The organism is Deltaproteobacteria bacterium, from assembly GCA_019309045.1.
Taxonomy (GTDB): domain Bacteria; phylum Desulfobacterota; class Syntrophobacteria; order BM002; family BM002; genus JAFDGZ01.
Window position 1 is genome coordinate 24383 of sequence record JAFDGZ010000042.1, and the last position, 19626, is coordinate 44008.

The 19626-nt window shown below is 56.2% G+C and carries 16 protein-coding genes; 12 read left to right on the plus strand and 4 right to left on the minus strand.

From position 1 onward, the window contains the following. Positions 1-37: 37 nt before the first annotated feature. Positions 38-4483, minus strand: a complete 4446-nt coding sequence (locus JRI89_10510; GenBank protein ID MBW2071674.1) for an FAD-dependent oxidoreductase — start codon at positions 4481-4483, stop codon at positions 38-40. A 359-nt stretch (positions 4484-4842) separates the two neighbouring features. Between JRI89_10510 and JRI89_10515 the strand changes: the two genes are divergently transcribed. The 4 genes from JRI89_10515 (at position 4843) to JRI89_10530 (ending at position 9984) form a co-directional block, all read left to right on the plus strand. Next, positions 4843-6762: a PAS domain S-box protein gene (locus tag JRI89_10515; protein MBW2071675.1), complete on the plus strand. Its 1920-nt coding sequence runs from the start codon at positions 4843-4845 to the stop codon at positions 6760-6762. A gap of 63 nt (positions 6763-6825) precedes the next feature. Further along, positions 6826-8184, plus strand: a complete 1359-nt coding sequence (locus JRI89_10520; GenBank protein MBW2071676.1) for a sigma-54-dependent Fis family transcriptional regulator — start codon at positions 6826-6828, stop codon at positions 8182-8184. Beyond that, a complete protein-coding gene (locus JRI89_10525; protein ID MBW2071677.1) occupies positions 8181-8759 on the plus strand; it encodes an archaemetzincin family Zn-dependent metalloprotease in 579 nt (192 codons plus the stop codon). Before JRI89_10520 ends, JRI89_10525 begins: the two co-directional genes overlap by 4 nt. Before the next feature lie 295 nt (positions 8760-9054). Next, positions 9055-9984 (plus strand): hypothetical protein, encoded by a 930-nt coding sequence (locus tag JRI89_10530; GenBank protein ID MBW2071678.1) that lies wholly within the window; start codon positions 9055-9057, stop codon positions 9982-9984. A gap of 76 nt (positions 9985-10060) precedes the next feature. On the opposite strand, the gene JRI89_10535 is transcribed toward JRI89_10530, so the two are convergent. Beyond that, entirely contained in the window at positions 10061-10243 is a 183-nt protein-coding gene (locus JRI89_10535) for a hypothetical protein (GenBank protein MBW2071679.1), read from the minus strand. A 46-nt stretch (positions 10244-10289) separates the two neighbouring features. Continuing rightward, positions 10290-10544: a hypothetical protein gene (locus JRI89_10540; protein ID MBW2071680.1), complete on the minus strand. Its 255-nt coding sequence runs from the start codon at positions 10542-10544 to the stop codon at positions 10290-10292. Positions 10545-11022: 478 nt separating this feature from the next. On the opposite strand from JRI89_10540, the gene sucC reads away from it, so the two are divergent. The 3 genes from sucC (at position 11023) to JRI89_10555 (ending at position 13784) form a co-directional block, all read left to right on the plus strand. After that, positions 11023-12186: an ADP-forming succinate--CoA ligase subunit beta gene (gene sucC, locus JRI89_10545; protein MBW2071681.1), complete on the plus strand. Its 1164-nt coding sequence runs from the start codon at positions 11023-11025 to the stop codon at positions 12184-12186. Between the two features lie 106 nt (positions 12187-12292). Next, on the plus strand, positions 12293-13162 hold the full coding sequence (gene sucD / locus JRI89_10550; GenBank protein ID MBW2071682.1) for a succinate--CoA ligase subunit alpha: 870 nt from the start codon (positions 12293-12295) through the stop codon (positions 13160-13162). Positions 13163-13451: 289 nt separating this feature from the next. Continuing rightward, complete coding sequence (locus JRI89_10555; protein ID MBW2071683.1) at positions 13452-13784, plus strand: hypothetical protein; 333 nt, start codon at positions 13452-13454, stop codon at positions 13782-13784. A gap of 275 nt (positions 13785-14059) precedes the next feature. On the opposite strand, the gene JRI89_10560 is transcribed toward JRI89_10555, so the two are convergent. Beyond that, positions 14060-14356 (minus strand): hypothetical protein, encoded by a 297-nt coding sequence (locus JRI89_10560; protein ID MBW2071684.1) that lies wholly within the window; start codon positions 14354-14356, stop codon positions 14060-14062. A 142-nt stretch (positions 14357-14498) separates the two neighbouring features. Here JRI89_10560 and JRI89_10565 point away from each other — a divergent pair, with 142 nt between their 5' ends. From JRI89_10565 to JRI89_10585, 5 genes are all read left to right on the plus strand, one after another. Then, positions 14499-15323 (plus strand): sugar phosphate isomerase/epimerase, encoded by an 825-nt coding sequence (locus JRI89_10565; protein MBW2071685.1) that lies wholly within the window; start codon positions 14499-14501, stop codon positions 15321-15323. 120 nt (positions 15324-15443) lie between these two features. Beyond that, the gene (locus JRI89_10570; protein ID MBW2071686.1) at positions 15444-15674 is read left to right on the plus strand and encodes a KH domain-containing protein; all 231 of its coding nucleotides are present in this window, start codon (positions 15444-15446) and stop codon (positions 15672-15674) included. Positions 15675-15872: 198 nt separating this feature from the next. Then, on the plus strand, positions 15873-18314 hold the full coding sequence (locus JRI89_10575; protein MBW2071687.1) for an AAA family ATPase: 2442 nt from the start codon (positions 15873-15875) through the stop codon (positions 18312-18314). A 49-nt stretch (positions 18315-18363) separates the two neighbouring features. Then, positions 18364-18879, plus strand: coding sequence for a hypothetical protein (locus tag JRI89_10580; protein ID MBW2071688.1), 516 nt, complete (start codon positions 18364-18366; stop codon positions 18877-18879). A gap of 415 nt (positions 18880-19294) precedes the next feature. Further along, positions 19295-19585, plus strand: a complete 291-nt coding sequence (locus JRI89_10585; protein MBW2071689.1) for a hypothetical protein — start codon at positions 19295-19297, stop codon at positions 19583-19585. Positions 19586-19626: the final 41 nt, after the last annotated feature.

Here is a 19626-nt window from a genome sequence, read left to right on the forward strand (position 1 = left end):
GTTCTGGCCAGGGCATCCAGGTGCCATAGATTGCCTCTCAGTCGCAGAGAGCCGCTTCCACCATGGTCAGCACTTCCATGTCGGTGAAATGCCTGATGTTGGCCGCGCCAGTGGGGCAGGCAACAGCACAGGCGCCGCACCCCTTGCAGAGCGCCTCCTGAATCTGCGATACCAGGACTCCCTCCGCCACCTCCACCAGCTGCGGCGCGCCGTAGGGGCATGCCTCCACACATTTGCCGCAGCCGCGGCAGAGGCTCTGGTCCACAGCAGAGACCACTCCCTCCACTTCAATGCCCTTCTGGGAGAGGACTGTGGCTGCCCGGGCCGCGGCCGCCTGGGCCTGGGCGATGCTCTCGTCGAGTGGTTTGGGATAGTGGGCCAGGCCGCAGACAAACACGCCGTCGCTGGCAAAATCTACGGGCCGGAGCTTCATGTGAACTTCCTGGAAGAAGTTGTCCTGGCTGAGCGGCACCTTGAACAGTTGGGCCAGCTCTTCCAGGCCGCGGCTTTCTATGGCTGTGGCCAGGGTGATGAAATCAGGCTTCAAAGTGACGGGCCGCTGCAGCACGTGATCGACCACGGTGACTTTCAGGCTGCCGTCGGTTTCCTCTTCCACTACCGGCTTGTGCTCCAGATCGTAGCGCACGAACAGGACGCCCAGTGCTCTGGCTTCGCTGTAGAGGTCCTCCCGCTCGCCGTAGGTGCGGATGTCGCGGTAGAGGATGAAGACGTCCATCTCCGGGTTGCGCTTTTTGAGATCAACGGCCTTCTGCACAGAAAAGGTGCAGCAGATTCTGCTGCAGTGAGGGCGCTCTGGTTCTCTGGAGCCGACGCACTGGATGAAGACGGCGCTGCTGGCCCCGGTGACCAGATCGCTGTCCCAGGCCTCGTCAAGTTCGTGCCAGCTGAACACCCGCTCGTTTTTGCCGTAAAGGTACTCCTGCGGCTTGAAGGAGTGAGCCCCGGTTGCCAGAATGACAGCGCCGTGCTCCAGCTGCCGCTCGCCGTCCGTGGAGGAGATCACCCTGGTGCTGAAATTGCCCACAAAGCCGGTAGCTTCTTTGACTTCAGTGTCGAGGAGAACCTCGACGTTGGGGTTCCCCTGCACTTCCTCGGTGAGAGCAGCCACATAGGCGGCCACGTCTTCATTGCGCCAGGTCTTCTTCACCTGGAGGGCGTGGCCGCCCAGGCGGGCTTCCTTCTCCACCAGATAGGCCTTGAAGCCCTGCTGCGCCAGGGTAATGGCCGCGACCATGCCTGCCACTCCGCCGCCCACCACCAGAGCCGCAGGAATTACCGGCACCGACGGCATGGGCAGCGGCTCGATAAGAGCTGCCCGGGCCACTGCCATGCGCACCAGGTCCTTGGCCTTGAGGGTGGCCGCATCCGGTTCATCCGAATGCACCCAGGAGCATTGATCGCGAATGTTGGCCTGTTCAAAAAGATACTTGTTGAGGCCGCTGTTTCTCAGAGTTTCCTGGAAAAGCGGCTCATGAGTGCGGGGCGAGCAGGCAGCCACCACTACCCGGTTGAGATTCTGCTCGGCGATTACCCGCACCAGCTGTTCCTGGGCATCCTGGGAACAGGAGAAGAGATTTTCCTGCACATAGACCACGTGCGGCAGCGTCCTGGCGTATTCGGCTACCTCGGGAACGCGCACCACCCCGCCGATATTCACGCCGCAATTGCAGACGAACACCCCGATGCGCGGCGGTTCTGCCGCCACATCCCGTTCCTCGGGAAAAGACTTTTCCCTCACCAGAGTATGCCGGGCGGCAGCCAGCTTGCAGGCGGCGGCGCCGGCCGCTGCCGAGGCTTCCATGACCGACTGGGGAATATCCTTGGGTCCCTGGAACACGCCGCAGGCATATACTCCAGGCCGGGAAGTGGCCACCGGTTCGAAGCTCGAAGTGGTGGCAAAACGGTGCTGGTTGAGATCGATGCCAAGTTTTTCGCCAAGCTGCTGGACATCGGGCGGCGTCTCCAACCCTACCGAGAGAACTACCATGTCGAACTCTTCGGTGACGATCTCCCCGGCGTCGCTCACGTAGCTGAGCTGCAGGTTGCCTGTGGCAGCAATCGGCTCAATGGAGTGGATGCGCGAGCGCACGAAGCGAACGCCGCTTTCCTCGGCCCTGGTGTAGTACTGCTCGAATTCTTTGCCGTAGGTGCGCATGTCCATGAAAAAGATGGCGGTGTCCAATTCCTCTCTGGCATGCTCCCTGGCAATTACCGCCTCCTTAATGGCGTACATGCAGCAGACTCCGGAGCAGTAGCTGTTGTCGCAGTGGTTGATGTCGCGGGAGCCCACACACTGGAGCCAGGCTATTTTTTTGGGCTCTCTGTGGTCGGAGGGCCTTATGAGATGACCGCCGAATGGACCACCGGCGCTCAATATTCTCTCGAACTCCATGCTGGTCACCACATTGGGGTGGTTGGCATAGGAGTAGTCTTCATAAAGGGTGGGGTCGAAGGCCTTGAAGCCGGGGGCCGCAATGATGGAGCCCACCTCGAGGGTGATGGTCTCCGGCAGCATGCTGTGGTCTACAGCGCCGGCCTTGCATGCCTTGACGCACTCGAGACACTCGCAGCAGGCCATGCAGTTGAGACAGCGAGCTGCTTCGGCCTGCGCCTGTTCCTCGGTGAGGCCCAGTTCCACTTCCCGAAAGCCTTCTTTTCTTTCGGCGAGCGGTATGGTCTGCATGGCAGGGCGCGAACACTTTTCCAGGTCCTCGGGGATGGGGAGAAAATCCTCCTGGGGAAGCTCCAGGGGTTCCCGGCCGGCGCGCATGTCTTCGCCCCTGAGGTAGCGGCCGATGGATATGGCGGCCTCTTTGCCGGCTGCAACCGCGCCAATGGCCACCCAGGGGCCGCTCTGGGCGTCGCCGCCGGCAAAGACCCCCTCCATGTTGGTGGCAAAGGTGACCTCGTCGGCCTCGATGGTCCCCCAGCGGCTCACTTTGATGCCTGCCCTGGCGAGGGTCTCAGAGGCGGGTGTCTGGCCGATGGCTGGCACCACCATTTCGGCTTCCACCACGAATTCGCTGCCCGGCACGGGCACCGGCCTCCTGCGGCCGGAGGTGTCCGGAGCGCCGAGCTCCATCTTGATGCACTGGATGCCCACTACCCTGTCGTCTTTGGTCAGGATTTGCTGGGGCGCCGCCAGGTACTGAATCTCCACGCCCTCTTCCAGGGCATCCTGGAGTTCGTTTTCTCTGGCTGGCATTTCCGCCCGGGTGCGGCGGTAGAGAATTGTCACCCTGTCGGCTCCGAGTCTGAGCGCTGAGCGGGCTGCATCGATGGCCACATCGCCGCCGCCTATGACCACCACTCTTCCCTCGACCTTCTGTCGTTCTGCAAGATTGGCTTCTCTGAGGAAGTCGACGCCCGGGACCACGCCCTCGGCGTCTTCCCCGGGGATGTTGAGCCGCAGGCTGCGGTGCGCTCCGATGGCGACATACACTGCCCTGTAGCCCTGTTGGAACAGCTCCTCGATGGTGAAGTCGCGGCCGAGGGCGCTGTTATATTTGATCTCCACCCCCAGGCGGGTGATGGCCCTGATCTCCCTGTCCAGGACCTCTGGAGGCAGTCTGTAGTCAGGAATGCCCACCCGCAGCATGCCGCCGGCAACAGAGAGGGCCTCGAACACGGTGACCTGGTAGCCCTCCAGGGCCAGGAAGTAGGCGGCTGTCAGGCCAGCAGGACCAGAGCCTATGATGGCCACCTGCTCATGCCGTTTTTCTATCTCCGGCAGCGGCAGGCTCTCAATGTCTACCTGATCAGCCACGAACCGCTTCAGGGCGCAGATGGCTATGGGTTCGTCCACCTGTCCCCGCCGGCAGGCGGTCTCGCAGGGATGGGGGCAAATGCGTCCCAGCACCCCTGGAAAGGGCAGGGTGCGGAGGATGACCTCCATGGCCTCGCGGTATTTGCCCTGGGCAATGAGTGCTGTGTAGCCGTGGGCATTTACACTGTTGGGACAGGCATTGGTGCAAGGGGAACGGTCCCTCTTGTCGATGACATAGCCGCTGGGGATTGCCTGGGCATAGGGCTTGTAGGTGGCCTTGCGAACGCCCAGTCCCTCTTCGAACTCGCTGGGCAGGGTCACCGGACAGACCTCGAGACAATCGCCGCAGGCCGTGCATTTGTCCAGGTCGATGAAGCGGGGTTTCTTGTTGAGGGTCACCTGAAAGTGCCCCTGTTCGCCAGTGACACTTTCAAGTTCGGCACAGGTTAGCAGGTTGATGTTGAGATGCCGGCCGACCTCGACCAGTTTAGGCGAGATAATTCACATGGCGCATTCATTGGTCGGGAAGGTCTTGTCGAGCTGAGCCATGCCCCCGCCAATTGCCGGACTCTTCTCTACCAGGTGGACGAAAAAGCCTGAGTTGGCCAGATCCAAGGCGGCCTGCATGCCGGCAATGCCGCCCCCGACAACCAGAACCGAGCCAACGCCAGTCTGGTCTGCTTTTTCGGATTTCATGGTTTCTCCTGCATTGAACTTGATGGATTGGTTGTGAGAGGTACTCGAGCTTCGTGCGGCCATGCCACAGATCTTGACCATCATGTTCCCCCCTTGCCAGAGCAGTAGTACAAGAGGGGATGACGTGCTATAGTAAACGTGCCATTTGTAGACCGTACCCACTGAAATGTCAAGAAAAATGTGAAAATATTAACGTAGTACCGCTGAACAAAAAATCTAATTTAGTTGACGAACATATTAAAGTCAATTGAAAATAGCAGAGATACGCATACTTGACATAAAAGGATATAGCAAAGACGTACTATTCTTTGTTAACTTGCTCCTGACGGTATGATCTGCAAGCAATGTGAGGGCGGTTCATGGGCAAACCCACTTATGCTGAACTGGAACGCAGGGTGGAGGAGCTGGAGCGGATTCTCGCCGAAACCGCTGCCAGGCGAGATTTCCAGTTCGCCACCAGAGATCTCATCTACTTCCGCGGCTACCGGGACTGGTCCGTGGAGTTCTTCGACCGCAAGATAGAAGAGCTCACCGGCTGGCCCCTGGAAGATTTTCTCGACAGGAAGGTGAAGTGGCTGCATATTGTCCAGCCAGAATACCGGGAGCAGGCGCAGGATGCCGTGAAAAGAGCGCTCAAATCAGACAAGTATTACGAAGCAAGGTATCCAATTGTCACTCGCAGCGGCCAGACCAGATGGGTGGCCATTCGCGGCTACATTGTCTGTGACGACCAGGGTGACTTCCTGGCGGTTCAGGGAGTCTTGAATGACATCACCAGGGAAAAGCAGACGGAGCGGGCCCTGGAGTCCGAGACCGAGCTCTTCACCCGGGTAGCCAATGTTCTCGAGGACGGCATTTACATCGTCAGAGAGGACTACCGCATTCTGTTCATGAACGAGGCGCTCATCGAGCTGGTGGGGGACCATGTGGGCGAAGTCTGCCACCAGGCACTGTTCGGGCGCCAGACGCCATGCCCCTGGACGGTGATGTCAACCATTCAGGAGGAGCAGTGCGGCGTGCAGGAGTACCATTTGCCTGGGGTGGAGCGGATTTTTCAGGTGAGAAGCTTTCCTATAAGGATGCGCGACGGCACCATAGGCAAAGTGGGCCGCATGAAAGAAGTGACGCATACGAGAAGGCTGCAGAACGAGGTCAAAGAGTTTGCCGTGCGGCAGCAGGCCCTGGAGGATGCGGCCAACAAGGCTGAGCTGGGCATCTGCCTGCTGCAGGACCACCTGGGGGTGGAGGCCCGCTTTCGTTTCGTGAATGAGGCATTCTGCAACATTACCGGCTACAGTCCTGAAGAGCTGCTGAACATGGGGTTTGCGGAGCTGTTCCAGGGGAAGATGCGGCACGAGGCCCTGGAGCGCTATCGCCGCCGGCAGGCCGGGGAGACCCTGAACCAGGTGTACGAGTTCGAACTCCGGCGTAAGGACGGCTCTGTTGTCCCTGTCATCTACAGCGCAGCCCTGTCCTTGTGTGAGGGCCGCATGGCGACCATAGGTTTTATGCGGGATATTACCGAAAGACGCACTGTGCAGCAGATGCTGCTGCAGTCGCAGCGTCTTGCTTCCATTGGCAGGCTGGCAGCAGAGATTGCCCACGAGATCAACAACCCGCTCACCAGTGCGCTTACTTTCAGTAAATTGATTCGCAAGATAATGGAGCAGGAGCCCTTTCCAAGTGAACGGCTGGCTGAGCTGCGCCAGTACATTTCCCACCTGGATGCAGAGACCAGCCGCTGTGCTGATATAGCCAAGGGTCTGCTCGATTTTGCCCGTCAGGGAAGGATCGAGATCAGAGAAAACGACCTCGGGGTGATCCTCAAGAAGACCCTGGAGATTATCCGCCACCGGAGCGAGCTCACCGGAATCGAAATAACTACTTCATTTGCAGCCAATCTGCGGCCAATCGTCTGCGACGGAGCTCGACTGCAGCAGGCCCTGCTCAACATTGTCTGGAATGCCATCGAGGCAATGCCCGATGGGGGTCTTCTCAGCGTTGCTGCCAGCTACGACAAGGGCGAGGGTTTGCTGGTGGTGGACATAAGCGACACGGGTGTGGGCATCTCCAAGGAAGATCTGCAGCGAATTTTTGAACCATTTCACACCACCAAGAATGAGACCAGCGGCGTGGGTCTCGGGCTGTCAGTGGCCTATGGCATCATCCAGCAGCACGGTGGGCGGATCTCGGTGGACAGCCAGCTGGGCAAGGGGACTCATTTTCGCATTCAGCTGCCGCGGCAGCCAGCCGGGAACCTGCATAATGAAGGAGAATAGTCAATTTATGGAAAAGAAGCATGCAGGCAAGGTGGTGGGACTCTTGGTTTTGCGGGAGAGAATATGAAGGAGAAAGCTCGAGTGTTGATAGTGGACGATGAGCCGATGGTCTGCCTGTCACTGAGCAACTGGCTCCGGGAGGAGAATTATGAAGCCAGGGCTGTGGAGGACGGGCCAGCCGCTCTCGAGGCTGTAAAACAAGAGAACTGGGACGTGGTTCTCCTGGATCTCAAGATGCCGGGCATGGACGGTGTGGAGGTGCTGCGGGAAATCAAGAAAATTTCGCCGCAGACCCTGGTCATCATGATGACCGCCTATGCCTCTGTGAGCACTTCAGTGCAGGCCATGAAGGATGGAGCCTACGACTACATCGTCAAACCTCTGGACGTGGAAGAACTGTCGTTGATGCTCGACAAGATCGTGGCCCATCAACAGGTGGTCACAGAGAACATCCTCCTGAGAAAGCGTTTGAGTGAGCAGTATGAATTCGGCGACATCATCGGCAAGAGCGCTGCCATGCAACGAGTTTTCGAGACCATCAGCAGTGTGGCCGACACCAACGCCAATGTGCTGATCACCGGGGAGACGGGCACGGGCAAGGAGCTGGTGGCCCGGGCCATCCATACACACAGTTCGCGGCGCTACAGTCCCTTTGTGGCGGTCAGCTGCAGTGCTCTGCCGGACACTCTTCTGGAAAGCGAGCTTTTTGGCTACGAGAAGGGGGCCTTCACAGGGGCGGAGCGCACCAAAAAGGGGCGCTTCGAACTGGCCTCTTCAGGGACTCTGTTTCTGGATGAGATTGGGGATATTTCAATAAAAACGCAGGTAAAACTCCTCCGCGTGCTGCAAGAGAAGAGCTTTCGGCGGCTCGGAGGAACCGACCTGGTAGAAGTGGACGTGCGCCTCATTGCCGCCACCAACAGTGATCTCGCTGCCGAGGTAAAAAAAGGCACCTTTCGCAGCGACCTCTACTACCGTTTGAACGTGGTCAGCATCCACCTGCCGCCGCTGCGGGAGCGCAAAGAGGACATCGCCCTGCTGGCCGCCCACTTCATGAACAAATACAACGTGGAGGTGGGCAAGAGATTCGACCGCATCGAGCCCAGAGCCCTGGAGTTGATGATGGACTACGACTGGCCCGGCAATGTGAGGGAGCTGGAAAACGTCATAGAACGTGCGGTTGTCATTGACGAGGGGCCCGAGGTGAAAGTGGAGCACCTTCCCTTTTGCGTCATGGAGCAGCCCCTGCCCGATGGACCGCAAACTCTAGAAGAGGTGGAAAAGGCCCACATTCAGAAAATGCTGGAGCGCCAGAACTGGAACATATCTCAGACAGCACGCCTTCTCAATATAGACAGGACTACTCTGCACAAGAAGATCAAGAAGTTCGGCCTGCAGCGTCAGTCCAGCAAACCGCAATGAAGCGAAACAGCACGAGAGGGAGAATCATCTCTTTGGTACCCATGGGAGCGGTGCGTGCTGATTACCTGCGGAGCCTTGCCGAGGCCATGAGAGAACAATTCGGCCTGCCAGTGGAACTGACTGCCAATCAGGGCAGGCCAGTGTATGCCCTTGACGCCAAGCGAAAACAGTATAATTCTCAGCTCATAATACGCAAGCTGCCTCAGATAGCTCCAGCGTATGCCCTGAAGATTCTCGGGGTAACCGATATTGACCTCTTCAGCCCCATCTTCTCATATGTCTTTGGTGAGGCGCAGTTCCACGGCAGGTGTGCGGTGGTTTCCACCTTTCGGCTGCACCCCAACCCCGAGAGCAATCCCCGGCCAGGCTGTCCTCCGCTGCTGGATCGGCTGGAAAAAGAAGCCATCCATGAACTCGGCCACACCTTTGGTCTGCGACACTGCCCGGACCCGGACTGCGTTATGAGCTATTCTGTGGGCGTAGATTGTGCCGACAGAAAGTTTCCCTATTTCTGCCCTTCTTGCCGCGATCTCCTGCTGTGGCACCTGGCCACCGACATTTTTCTGGGCGCCTAGCGGGGCCGGCAGGATATGTCGAAATATACCACACTATGTGGTATATTTCGACAATATAAAAATATCATATATTCCCGCTAGTTATCATGACACAGATCTCTGACGTGTGGCGTATTACCACATTCCTGCTGCACCCTTCTTGCAGTCGTGGCAAAACAAATTAAATAATATCAGCTAGTTATAGTTGCCTCCTCCATGTGGCATGGCCATTGCTTTGCTTATGGGCACACTGAGTGAACACAATTATCCATGTTTTGCCACAGACATCAGAATAGAGTGAAAGGAGCAGGAGATCATGAAAGAAAAAGGAAAGGCTGCCAGATTCAAGGCAGTGCCCAACGGCGACGGCAAGTGCATCTGGATGGAGGCGGGGGTCATAGACTTCAAACTTTGCAACAATCATTTCAACTGTCATACCTGTGCCTTCGACAGGGCCATGCGCGAGACTGCCAACAAAAACGTGGCCGCTCGCCTGCAGGGGCTGGAGCCTCGGGGCAAGAAGGCTCACATCATACCCTGGCAGGAAACCATGAAAAAACGCACGGGTACGCATCGGAAATGCAGGCACACGCTCTCTGGTCGGGCACCTTTTCGACTCTGCCCCTATGACTACGAATGCCACCAGTGCCAGTTCGACCAGATGCTGGAAGACGGCTGGGAGCTGCAGATCCCCTATTACCTGGAACAGGTTCCCCAGGTGGAGGGCTATGGGCTGCCGGAAGGACATTTTTTCCATCTGGGTCATACCTGGGCACGTATCGAGCAGGGCGGGCGTATACGCATCGGACTCGATGATTTCAGCATGAAGGTATTTGGTCCCGTGGATGCACTGGATCTGCCTCTTACCGGTGAAGAATTGAAATTCAGCGAGGCGGGCCTGGGCTTCAAGAGAGAGGGCAAGATTGCCTCAGTACTGGCGCCTCTTTCCGGAGTTGTCACGGCAGTGAACTACCAGATCACCAAGCAGCCTGAAGTGGTCAAGGAAGAGCCTTACAACGACGGCTGGCTGGCAGTTCTGGATCCCACAGAAATGAAGAAAAATTTGAAAGACCTTCTCTTCGGTCGTGAGAGCACTGAATGGATCAAAGAGGAGCACGTCAAGTTGATTGAACTGGTGAGTGAAGTGGGGGTGACCTACGCTGACGGCGGTCCCATTGAAGACGTGGTGGGCAGGGTGCCCGACCTTTCCTGGGACACCCTGACCAGAAGTTTTCTGGGAACCTGACTTGAGGGCCTGTTGCCAGAGCAAACAAAAACAATAGTGGAAGACCCGGCCAGGAGGGATGTGCGGCCGGGTCTTTTCACTTTGCTGTCCTGGCCAACCGGGGCGGTATATAGACCAGCACCCTGGCATCACACCGGGAGCAAATGAGTTCTACTTTTTCAAAAGTCCTGCCATCCTCGAGTACATACTGGCGCGCTTTCCTTTTCACTTTCACCACGGTGCGGCAGTGTTCACAGTACATGTAGTCCAGGTTGACCATAGCAGCTGGAAGCTCCAGACCCCCCACGTCGTAGGGTGAGATACGGTCAGCGCAAGGCCCCTTCCCATTCGCCCTCTTGCCAGTGCTTTGCACCAGAGAGCTCATAGAGCAGCCGGGCGGCCTGCTCATCTCGACCTTCGAAGGCCTGATCGCGGATGTAGCTGTACATTTCCAGGCTGCATTCGTCTCTGGTGGGGGCAGCGGTGTCTCTTCTCTCGAAGATGCAGAATGAGAGGTAAGATTCAAAATCACTTACAGTGGGTTCACTCTGGCATCTTTCGAAAAACGCTTCAAACTCCATTGTGGACCTCCAGAAAGACACGTCTGCTCAGCAAGGCTCTTTATTTTAATCATAACAAAAGAAGAAATTATGTCTATTACTATAAAGACGTCGAGCACCCTTCGACAAGCTCAGGACAGGTGGGGCACCCTTCGACAAGCTCAGGGCAGGTTGAGCGTCCTCCGACAGGCTCAGGACAGATGGGGGGTCCTCCGGGATTTGTCCAGAAGTACCTCTAGACCCTCCTCCTTTCTAAACCATGACCTGTCAACGCTTTTCTTGACCAGGGTTTATTTTACCAGCAACCGATAACCGATAACTGATAACCGACAACTGATAACTGATAACTGATAACCGACAACCGCAGTCATTGGCCATTTCTGAATTTTGTGATAAAAGGGCTTGACTTGACGGGCGAAACTCAGAGAATGGCTCCAGGGTTGCCTCAGAGTCATAAAGGAAATTTTTACTGGGCGCTGGCGATTAGGAGATCTCAACGATGAAAATTCACGAGTATCAGGCTAAGGAATTGTTCGACAAGTTCCAGATCCCCATACCCAGGGGCCGCCTGGCCACGGATGCGGCGGCAGCGAGAGCAATTGCCGAGGATCTCGGTACGCTGCCGGTGGTGATCAAGGCTCAGATTCATGCAGGCGGCAGGGGTAAAGGCGGCGGTGTGCAGCTGGCTCACTCCCTGGACGAGGTGGAGAAGGCAGCTGGCCAGATTCTGGGCATGACCCTGGTTACCCATCAGACCGGCCCTGAGGGCAAACTGGTGCGCAAGGTGCTGGTGGAGGAGGGGCTGGATATTGCCAAAGAGCTCTACCTCGGCATTGTGCCGGACAGGAGCAGCGCTACTCTGGTGATCATGGCCAGTGAGGCTGGCGGTATGGAGATCGAAGAGGTGGCGGCAGCAGCCCCGGAGAAGATCATCAAGCAGCAGGTGAAGCCGGACCGTGGTCTGCAGTCCTTTCAGGCCAGGACGCTCGCTTATGGCCTGAATCTGCAGCCGGCTCTGGTGAAGCAATTCATACCCATGGTCAGCAGGCTTTTCGATCTATTTGTGCAGTACGACTGTTCCCTGGTGGAAATAAATCCGCTGGTGATCACCAGTGACGACAAGCTCATTGCTCTCGATGCCAAAATGAACTTCGATGACAACGGCCTGTATCGTCATCAGGATATTGTCGCCTACAGGGATCTGGATGAAGAGGATCCGCAGGAGGTGGAGGCATCCAGGTACAATCTCAATTACATCAGGCTGGACGGCAACATAGGCAACATGGTGAATGGCGCTGGTCTGGCCATGGCCACCATGGATATCATCAAGCTTGCCGGGGCCGAGCCGGCCAACTTCCTCGATGTGGGCGGCGGAGCCAGCGCAGAAATGGTGGAAAACGGCTTTCGCATCATCCTGAGCGACAAGAATGTCAAAGGAGTGCTCATCAACATATTTGGAGGCATACTGCGCTGTGACGTACTGGCCAGCGGGGTGGTGGAAGCGGCGAAAAAGGTGGGTATCACAGTGCCAGTGGTGATCCGCATGGAGGGCACAAACGTGGATGAAGGCCGGAAAATCCTCGAAGAGTCCGGCCTGGACTTGAATGTTGCCGAGGACGTCTGGCAGGCAGCTGCCAAGGTGGCCGAGATAGCCCGGGCCTAGTGTTCAACTCGCGGCTGGCCCGGTTGTTCAGCCGCCACTGCAAGTTGGGCTCGCGGGCAACTGCATCCCGCAGGCAAGGATATATGGAGAGATCGAGAGGTTCACTATGAGTATACTTGTTGATGAACAGACGCGCTTGCTCGTCCAGGGAATTACCGGCAGGGAAGGGCAGTTTCACACCCGCCAGTGCGTGGCCTACGGCACCAGAGTGGTGGCCGGGGTTACTCCAGGCAAGGGGGGCCAGCTCATGGATGACATTCCCGTGTTCAATACGGTAGAGCAGGCTTGCCGGGAGACGGGCGCCAATGCCAGTATGATCTTTGTACCACCTGCCTTTGCAGCCGACGCCATTATGGAGGCGGCGGCTGCCGGCGTACCGTTGATTGTTGCCATTACTGAAGGGATACCTGTTCTGGACATGATGAAGGCCTATCACTTTGTCAAAGAAGCAGGTTCTTGTCTAATAGGGCCGAACTGCCCCGGGATTATTTCCCCAGGCAAGTGCAAGGTGGGCATCATGCCCGGGCCGATCCACAAGCAGGGCTCCATAGGCGTGATTTCTCGCAGCGGCACCCTCACCTACGAGGTGGTTGATCAGCTCACCAAGAACAATGTGGGCCAGAGCACTTGCCTGGGTATTGGCGGCGATCCCATTATTGGCACCTCTTTTATTGATGCCCTCAAACTGATGGAAGCAGATCCCGATACCAGCGGCATGGTGATGGTTGGCGAGATTGGCGGTTCTGCAGAGGAGGATGCCGCAGAGTTCATTACCCGGGAGGTGAGCAAGCCGGTTGTCGGCTTCGTGGCAGGTCTGACAGCGCCGCCCGGTCGTCGCATGGGGCATGCGGGCGCCATCATCAGCGGCTCCAGCGGCACAGCCCAGGCCAAGATCGATGCCATGGAAGCGGCAGGCATCACCGTGGTGAGGAATCTCGGCCAGCTGGGCACGACGGCCCGCGAGGTGTTTGGCTAAGCAGTTATCGGTTATCGGTTGATGGCAAAATGAAAGTACACCTGATAAACAATATCGTCAACCAGGCGTGACAGGGGATTGCAGACACGGCAACGAATTGGTAGCCGCAGGCTTTAGCCTGCGTTGCCCTGTGTTGTTATCTATTTCGGCAAGCAATTGCGCTATGGCGTCATTGTAGTACTGGCCGCTGGTGCAGCCTTTCCCCTTTTCCCTCGCCGACATTGAGATGGCTGAGGATTCACCGGTAAGCCGTGAGGGCAGCACCATTGCGTTGTTGGAGTAATTTGCAATGAAACAGTACGTGATCGATCAGTTGCGCGAAAGTGACTTTCATGCTCTCGAGAATCACCTGGACCATCATGCGGAGCAGGGAGATCTCCCGGGCATTTATTGGGTGCCAATTCCTGAGCTGCTCTACGAGGCGGTTCAGCGGGAACACAGCAGTTGCCAACCATTCTATTTTGCCATCAATCTGCATAGAAACTCTATCAGCTTTGAGTTGCTGGTGCGCACGCGGCAGCGGCTGCGGTGCAGCTGCATTCAGTACGCCAGCCAGAGGCAACGGCAGCACATTATGGACTATGCAGACGACCTTTTCGATGAGCTCAATTTGAAGACCTAGCTACTTTTGTCAACTGATGAGAAGGCGGTCAGCAGCAGGGGTGAATGGCAAAATAAAGGTGCACTCCCGTCACTGTACATTCGGTAGCCGCAACCTTCAGGTTGCGTATGTGGCGATCAATACATTACATCTTGCCGCCAATTATGCCCCATGAATCGATGGGCGGACCGGCCAACGCAGTCTGAAGCCTGCGCCTACGGACCTGTTGCCGTGATATCTACCAGCAAGTAGTAATATTGCCCCAGCCAAAGGCGAAAGCCTCACAGCCTCCCAGCCTAAACTCCCCGCGCCAAATAAATAACTTGATAAGGCGGCGCAGCCGCCTGCCCTGTGCCCTGCGCCCTGCGCCCTGCGCCAAAAAAATAACTTGATAAGGCGGCGCAGCCGCCTGCCCTGCGCCCTGCGCCCTGCGCCCTGCGCCAAAAAAATAACGCCAAATAAATAACTTGATAAGGCGGCGCAGCCGCCTGCCCTGTGCCCTGCGCCCTGCGCCCTGCGCCCTGCGCCAAAAAAATAACCATAACCAATAACCGAAAACCCGAAGTGTTTTTGCTGGATTTCGCAATAACCATTCGCTAGAATGCTGGAAGCCCAAGGCCGGACACTGCCAGGATTACGCAGGGAGCAGTCTGCTCTGTGTTCTCAGGGAAAGTTGCGCAAGGTCATGGCTTTCCCGGGAAAAGGCGAGCCGACGATCAAGCAGGGATGTGGTGGGTGAGTGAGCAGAATCCTTCAGACAACGGCTTACTTCAGCTGGTGCAGGTGAATGCTCCTTTTGATCTCCTGGTTGAAAAATACCTGGATGTCTTCCTCTACCACCGAGTCAATCCAGAGATTGGCTTCAGCGCAGCAGTCCTTGATGAGGTGGACCACAAACGTTTGCAATTTGTGGCGGACCTGCTGGCCCGGCATGGGCTGACAACCACGGTGCACGGCCCCTTCATGGATCTGGCGCCCGGTGGCCTGGATGAAGAGGTCAGGCAGGTAAGCCGCCGCCGGTTCCATCGTCTCCTGGACCTGGCTCCCATTTTCGAGCCAAAGGCGATCGTCTTCCATGCCGGCTACGATGACCGTCGATATCACGAACACCGCAGCCGCTGGCTGGAAAACAGCATCACTACCTGGGAGCCCCTGGTGGCAAGAGCCGAAAAACTTCGAGTCCCCATTCAGCTGGAAAACACTTATGAGGAGACTCCGGAGATGATTCTGGCGGTTTTGGAAAAGATATCTTCAGACTATTTTGGTTTTTGTTTCGATATTGGACACCAGCATGTCTTTGCCAGAGCTCCCCTGGCGGAATGGTTGGATTGTCTGGGAGACTACCTCGGCCATGTTCATCTTCACGACAATGATGGCCGCTGTGATTCTCACCAGGCCATAGGAGACGGCAGTGCACCTTTCCATGAACTTTTTCAGTACCTTGGCAACAACAACAGGCGGCCGGTCATAACCCTGGAACCACACGCAGAGGAGAACCTCTGGCTCAGCCTGCAAAGTCTGAGAGAACTCTGGCCATGGGAGCTTACAGGTCCAGCATAGAGACTCTGGGACCTGAGGTTCCACAAAACAGAAGTGGGTTCAGGGCAGATCTGGACCACAGATGTCACAGCCGCTGGATCGTGATGGAGAGAGCTGCAGAAAGTGGACGGGGGGATAGGAATGAAAGCGTTGGTGGAATACATTGTCAAGGCGCTGGTGGATCATCCAGAGCAGATCCTCATAGCCGAAAGAAGCGGACGCAACACCATAATTATAGAACTGGCGGTGGCCAAAGACGATATAGGCAAGGTTATCGGCAAAGATGGCCGGACAATCAATGCCATACGCACCATAGTCAATGCCGCTGGCGCCAGCCAGAAAAAGAGGGTTGTGCTGGAAGTAATGGGTTAAAATGTAGATGACTGTGGCTGGGAGACGGATGGTACAGAAGCCTGGCGAAGCCGAAAAGAGATTATTTTGTCAGGCCCAGCCGTTTTTGCTGTCTATGGAAAAACAGTGATAATGACGCGAGCACGAGCTGCCCTGGTCTGCGGCTACGAAAAATCGTGCGGAGAAGAACCTCTGTAAAGGTGGTAAGGAGAGAGCATTATGGCGAAGAAGTACAGGGAAGTGCCAGTAGCTGAACTTGCAGCCCGCATCGACCCCAAGGAACTCGGTTTCGAAACCACAGATAGCCTCTGTCCTCCTGAAGAAGGTGTGGTGGCGCAAGACAGAGCAATTCAGGCCATCAAGTTCGGCATGGGTATGAAAGACATTGATTACAATGTTTTTGTGGCTGGCGAGCCCAAGACCGGCCTCACCTATCTGGCCCGCACCTTTCTGGAAAAGACAGCCAAAGACGAACCCACGCCTCCGGACTGGTGTTATGTGTACAACTTCAAGGAACCGGACAGTCCCAAAGCACTCAGTCTGTCTGCTGGGCGGGGCAAGGAATTGAAGAAGAGTATGGAGCAATTTGTCCATACTCTCCAGGCAAAAATTCCCGAAGTGTTCGACAGCGATGATTACCGGGCCAAAGAGGCCGAGGTGCACCAGGCATTTGAAAAGAAACGGCGGGAACTCATCGACGAACTGGCTGCCAAGGCGAAAGAAGAGGGTTTCATTCTGCAGTTTTCCCAGGTGGGAATGGTGATCGTTCCAGCCAGGGAAGACGGCCAGCCAATGTCTCAGGAAGATCTCAGCCAGCTGCCCGACGAGGAGAAAAAGAGTCTGCGGGAAAAGAGCGATCAACTACAGAAGGAGATGAGCGAGGCCATCAAGGAGATTCGCAAGGCGGAGGCTGCCTTTCGCGAGAAGCACAGCAAGCTGGATGCAGAAATCGCCATGTACGTGGTGGGCCATCTCATGGAGACTCTGGAAGAACAGTTCAAAGAAGAAAAGGATGTGCTCGAATATCTCAAGGAGGTGCAGGAAGATATTCTTGAAAATATCGACGACTTCAAGAAAAAGCCCGAGCAGCAACAGCAGCAGCCAGCTCCGTTTCCACAGCCCCCCAAGGAAGTTACCATGCGCAAGTACGATGTCAATGTATTGATCGACAACTCGGAAACCAGGGGGGCGCCGGTAATCATCGAGTCCAATCCCAGCTATCCCAATCTTTTCGGCAGCATTGAGCGGCAGGCCTATTTTGGGGCTCTGTTCACCGATTTTACCATGATAAAGCCCGGGGCGCTGCACAAGGCCAACGGCGGCTACCTGGTGATGAAAGCCCTGGACCTGCTCAAGTACTGGATTTCCTGGGAAGCTCTCAAGAGAGCCGTAAAAGACGGTGAAATAAAGATTGAAGACCTCGGTGAACTGTATGGCATATTCAGCACCCGCACCTTGAAGCCGACGCCAATCCCGCTCAAAGTAAAGCTGGTGCTGACCGGCGACGCCTATCTATACCAGCTGCTTTACACCTATGACGATCGTTTTCCGAAGATGTTCAAGGTGAAGGCCCACCTGGACACTGAAGTTGATCACACCGCTGATATGTTGAAGCAGTGTGCCTGCGTCATGTCCAAGTTCTGCGGTGAGCAGAAGCTCCGCCATGTCACCAGCGATGGAGTGGCCAGAGTGCTCGAGCACAGCATGGAACTCACCGGTGACAGGGAGAAGCTCACTCTGAAACTGGGCGATGTCAGCGACCTGCTCAAAGAGGCCAATTATTATGCTGGACTCGATGGCGCCGAGTTCATAAACCGCAGCCACGTGCAGACAGCCATCGACAACAAGATATACCGGGCCAATCTGTATGAAGAGAAGGTGCAGGAGCTGGTCAAGAAAGATATTTTCTGGGTGGAGACTGACGGCTACAAGGTAGGCCAGGTAAATGGCCTGTCCATTCTGCAAACAGGCGACCACGTGTTCGGCAAACCGAGCCGCATTACGGCCACGATCGCCCTGGGCAAGGAAGGGATAGTGGATATCGACCGGGAGGCGAAACTGAGCGGCAATATTCACACCAAAGGCGTCATGATCCTCACCTCTTTCCTTCGGGAGAAGTTTGCCCAGGACAAGCCGCTGAGCCTGTCGGCGAGTCTCTGTTTCGAGCAGAGCTACGGCATGATTGATGGCGACAGTGCTTCCAGCACTGAACTCTACGTGCTGCTCTCTGCCATATCTGGAGTGCCCATTTTTCAGGGGATTGCCGTTACCGGCTCGGTGAGCCAGAAGGGTGAGATCCAGCCCATCGGTGGAGTTACCAGGAAGATTGAAGGGTTTTTCGAAATCTGCAAGCACAAAGGACTCACCGGTGCCCAGGGGGTGCTGATCCCTGAAAAGAACGTCAAGAATCTTATGCTCAAGCAAGAAGTTGTGGAGGCGGTGGAGAAGGGTCAGTTCCATATTTACCCGATCTCAACCATTGAGGAAGGCATCGAGATTCTCACCGGTGTGGAGGCAGGAGTCCGCCAGGAAGACGGCACCTATCCTGAAGGTACGGTCTTTCGCAAAGTCGACGACAAGCTGCGAGAGATGGCCGAGATGGCAAAAGAATTCGGCAAGGGCAGGGAAGAGGAAGAAAAGAAGAAAAACGAAGAGAACTGAAGGCGCCAGCTGGGACTGCTTGCCTGGAAAGCACGAGGGCGAAAACCTTATGGCTCGAATTATCTATAATTTAGAGTCATATAGCAAGGGCTTCTACCACATCTACACTGACCTTGATTTCTGGGACGCCCGCAAGATTCTCAAAGGCCTTGCCAATGTGAAGCGTAATTTCGGTCAGTCTCCCTCGGGGGACGAGTATCCCACACAGGTGATCGTTGAAGACCTGAGTCCGGCGCGGAAGAAGGAAATTGAAAGAAGACTCAAGCGGGCCATTGCTTCGCCGCCGCGGCACCTTATTGTGCAGGAGATAATTTTTTCAGGCAAATTCGAATTCGACTGGACCAGATACTACCCGAGCCGCTGGTCGCCAGCCAGGGCTCTGTTCTTCACCCGCAAGCGGCTGCCAATGAATCAGCCGGTTATAAGCAGCCGCTACAAGTGGGTCGAACTCTCCATCCAGGGCAGCACCATCACTATTGTGCAGCACAGAGGCGTGCCGCCCAAGGACACGGATGAGCGGCAGAGCCGGAAAGATGCCTCCACCATGGGACCGTCCTGTTTCTAACCAGCGAGGGCGGTGAATCACCGGGCAACAGGGAGTAGGCGTGACAGGGGATTGGCCAGGGCCAGGGATACGAGGCCCGTTTCGGCTCTCGGCCACGGCTTTCGGCTTTTCCTTCGTTGCTGTGCCCCGTTCAGTTTCGCGGCAACATGCCGCTGCTACGATTATCGGCCAGGGCCAGAGTTAGGAGACACGGTAAATTACTGGGCACCAGGCAGTAAGCAGTGGGACTCATTTTTTGGACACGTAGCCTAGAACCGTAGCGGAAACGGGCTTCGTAGCCGTAGCCCCTCTGACGTGTAGGGTTACGAGGCCCGTTGAACTACTAGGCACCAGGCAGTGAGCAGTAAGCACTGGGACACATCAGCGTGAACCGGTGCCTGATGGGCAAAATATAGATGTGCAAGGAGAAACGGAGATGACCGATGCGGATGTGGTCAGCCGCCTGCGGCAGCTGTACCACCTGTACAAAGAACACGCTGACAATCAGAACCTGGACACCCTCAAGGAGAGGAACAAACTCCACCTGGAACTGAGCGACAAATTCACAGCCCTGAAGCCGTATATAAAGAAGCACTCCAGGCTTCAGTGGTACGAGCCGGTGTACACCTATGCCATCTCAGGCAACCTGGAGTATATCGAAGAGGTGAGAAAAGATCTGAGCCACATCGTGCAACAGATCAATGACCAGCTGACGAAAAAGACATAGAGAATTGACGGGCGCAGGCGCACAGGTTTCGGCCACGGCTT

Coding starts and splice junctions, on each gene's coding strand:
- JRI89_10515 (MBW2071675.1), top strand. CDS start 4,843: ATGGGCAAACCCACTTATGCTGAACTGGAACGCAGGGTGGAGGAGCTG.
- JRI89_10520 (MBW2071676.1), top strand. CDS start 6,826: ATGAAGGAGAAAGCTCGAGTGTTGATAGTGGACGATGAGCCGATGGTC.
- JRI89_10525 (MBW2071677.1), top strand. CDS start 8,181: ATGAAGCGAAACAGCACGAGAGGGAGAATCATCTCTTTGGTACCCATG.
- JRI89_10530 (MBW2071678.1), top strand. CDS start 9,055: ATGAAAGAAAAAGGAAAGGCTGCCAGATTCAAGGCAGTGCCCAACGGC.
- JRI89_10535 (MBW2071679.1), bottom strand. CDS start 10,243: ATGGTCAACCTGGACTACATGTACTGTGAACACTGCCGCACCGTGGTG.
- JRI89_10540 (MBW2071680.1), bottom strand. CDS start 10,544: ATGGAGTTTGAAGCGTTTTTCGAAAGATGCCAGAGTGAACCCACTGTA.
- sucC (MBW2071681.1), top strand. CDS start 11,023: ATGAAAATTCACGAGTATCAGGCTAAGGAATTGTTCGACAAGTTCCAG.
- sucD (MBW2071682.1), top strand. CDS start 12,293: ATGAGTATACTTGTTGATGAACAGACGCGCTTGCTCGTCCAGGGAATT.
- JRI89_10555 (MBW2071683.1), top strand. CDS start 13,452: ATGAAACAGTACGTGATCGATCAGTTGCGCGAAAGTGACTTTCATGCT.
- JRI89_10560 (MBW2071684.1), bottom strand. CDS start 14,356: ATGGTTATTGCGAAATCCAGCAAAAACACTTCGGGTTTTCGGTTATTG.
- JRI89_10570 (MBW2071686.1), top strand. CDS start 15,444: ATGAAAGCGTTGGTGGAATACATTGTCAAGGCGCTGGTGGATCATCCA.
- JRI89_10575 (MBW2071687.1), top strand. CDS start 15,873: ATGGCGAAGAAGTACAGGGAAGTGCCAGTAGCTGAACTTGCAGCCCGC.
- JRI89_10580 (MBW2071688.1), top strand. CDS start 18,364: ATGGCTCGAATTATCTATAATTTAGAGTCATATAGCAAGGGCTTCTAC.
- JRI89_10585 (MBW2071689.1), top strand. CDS start 19,295: ATGACCGATGCGGATGTGGTCAGCCGCCTGCGGCAGCTGTACCACCTG.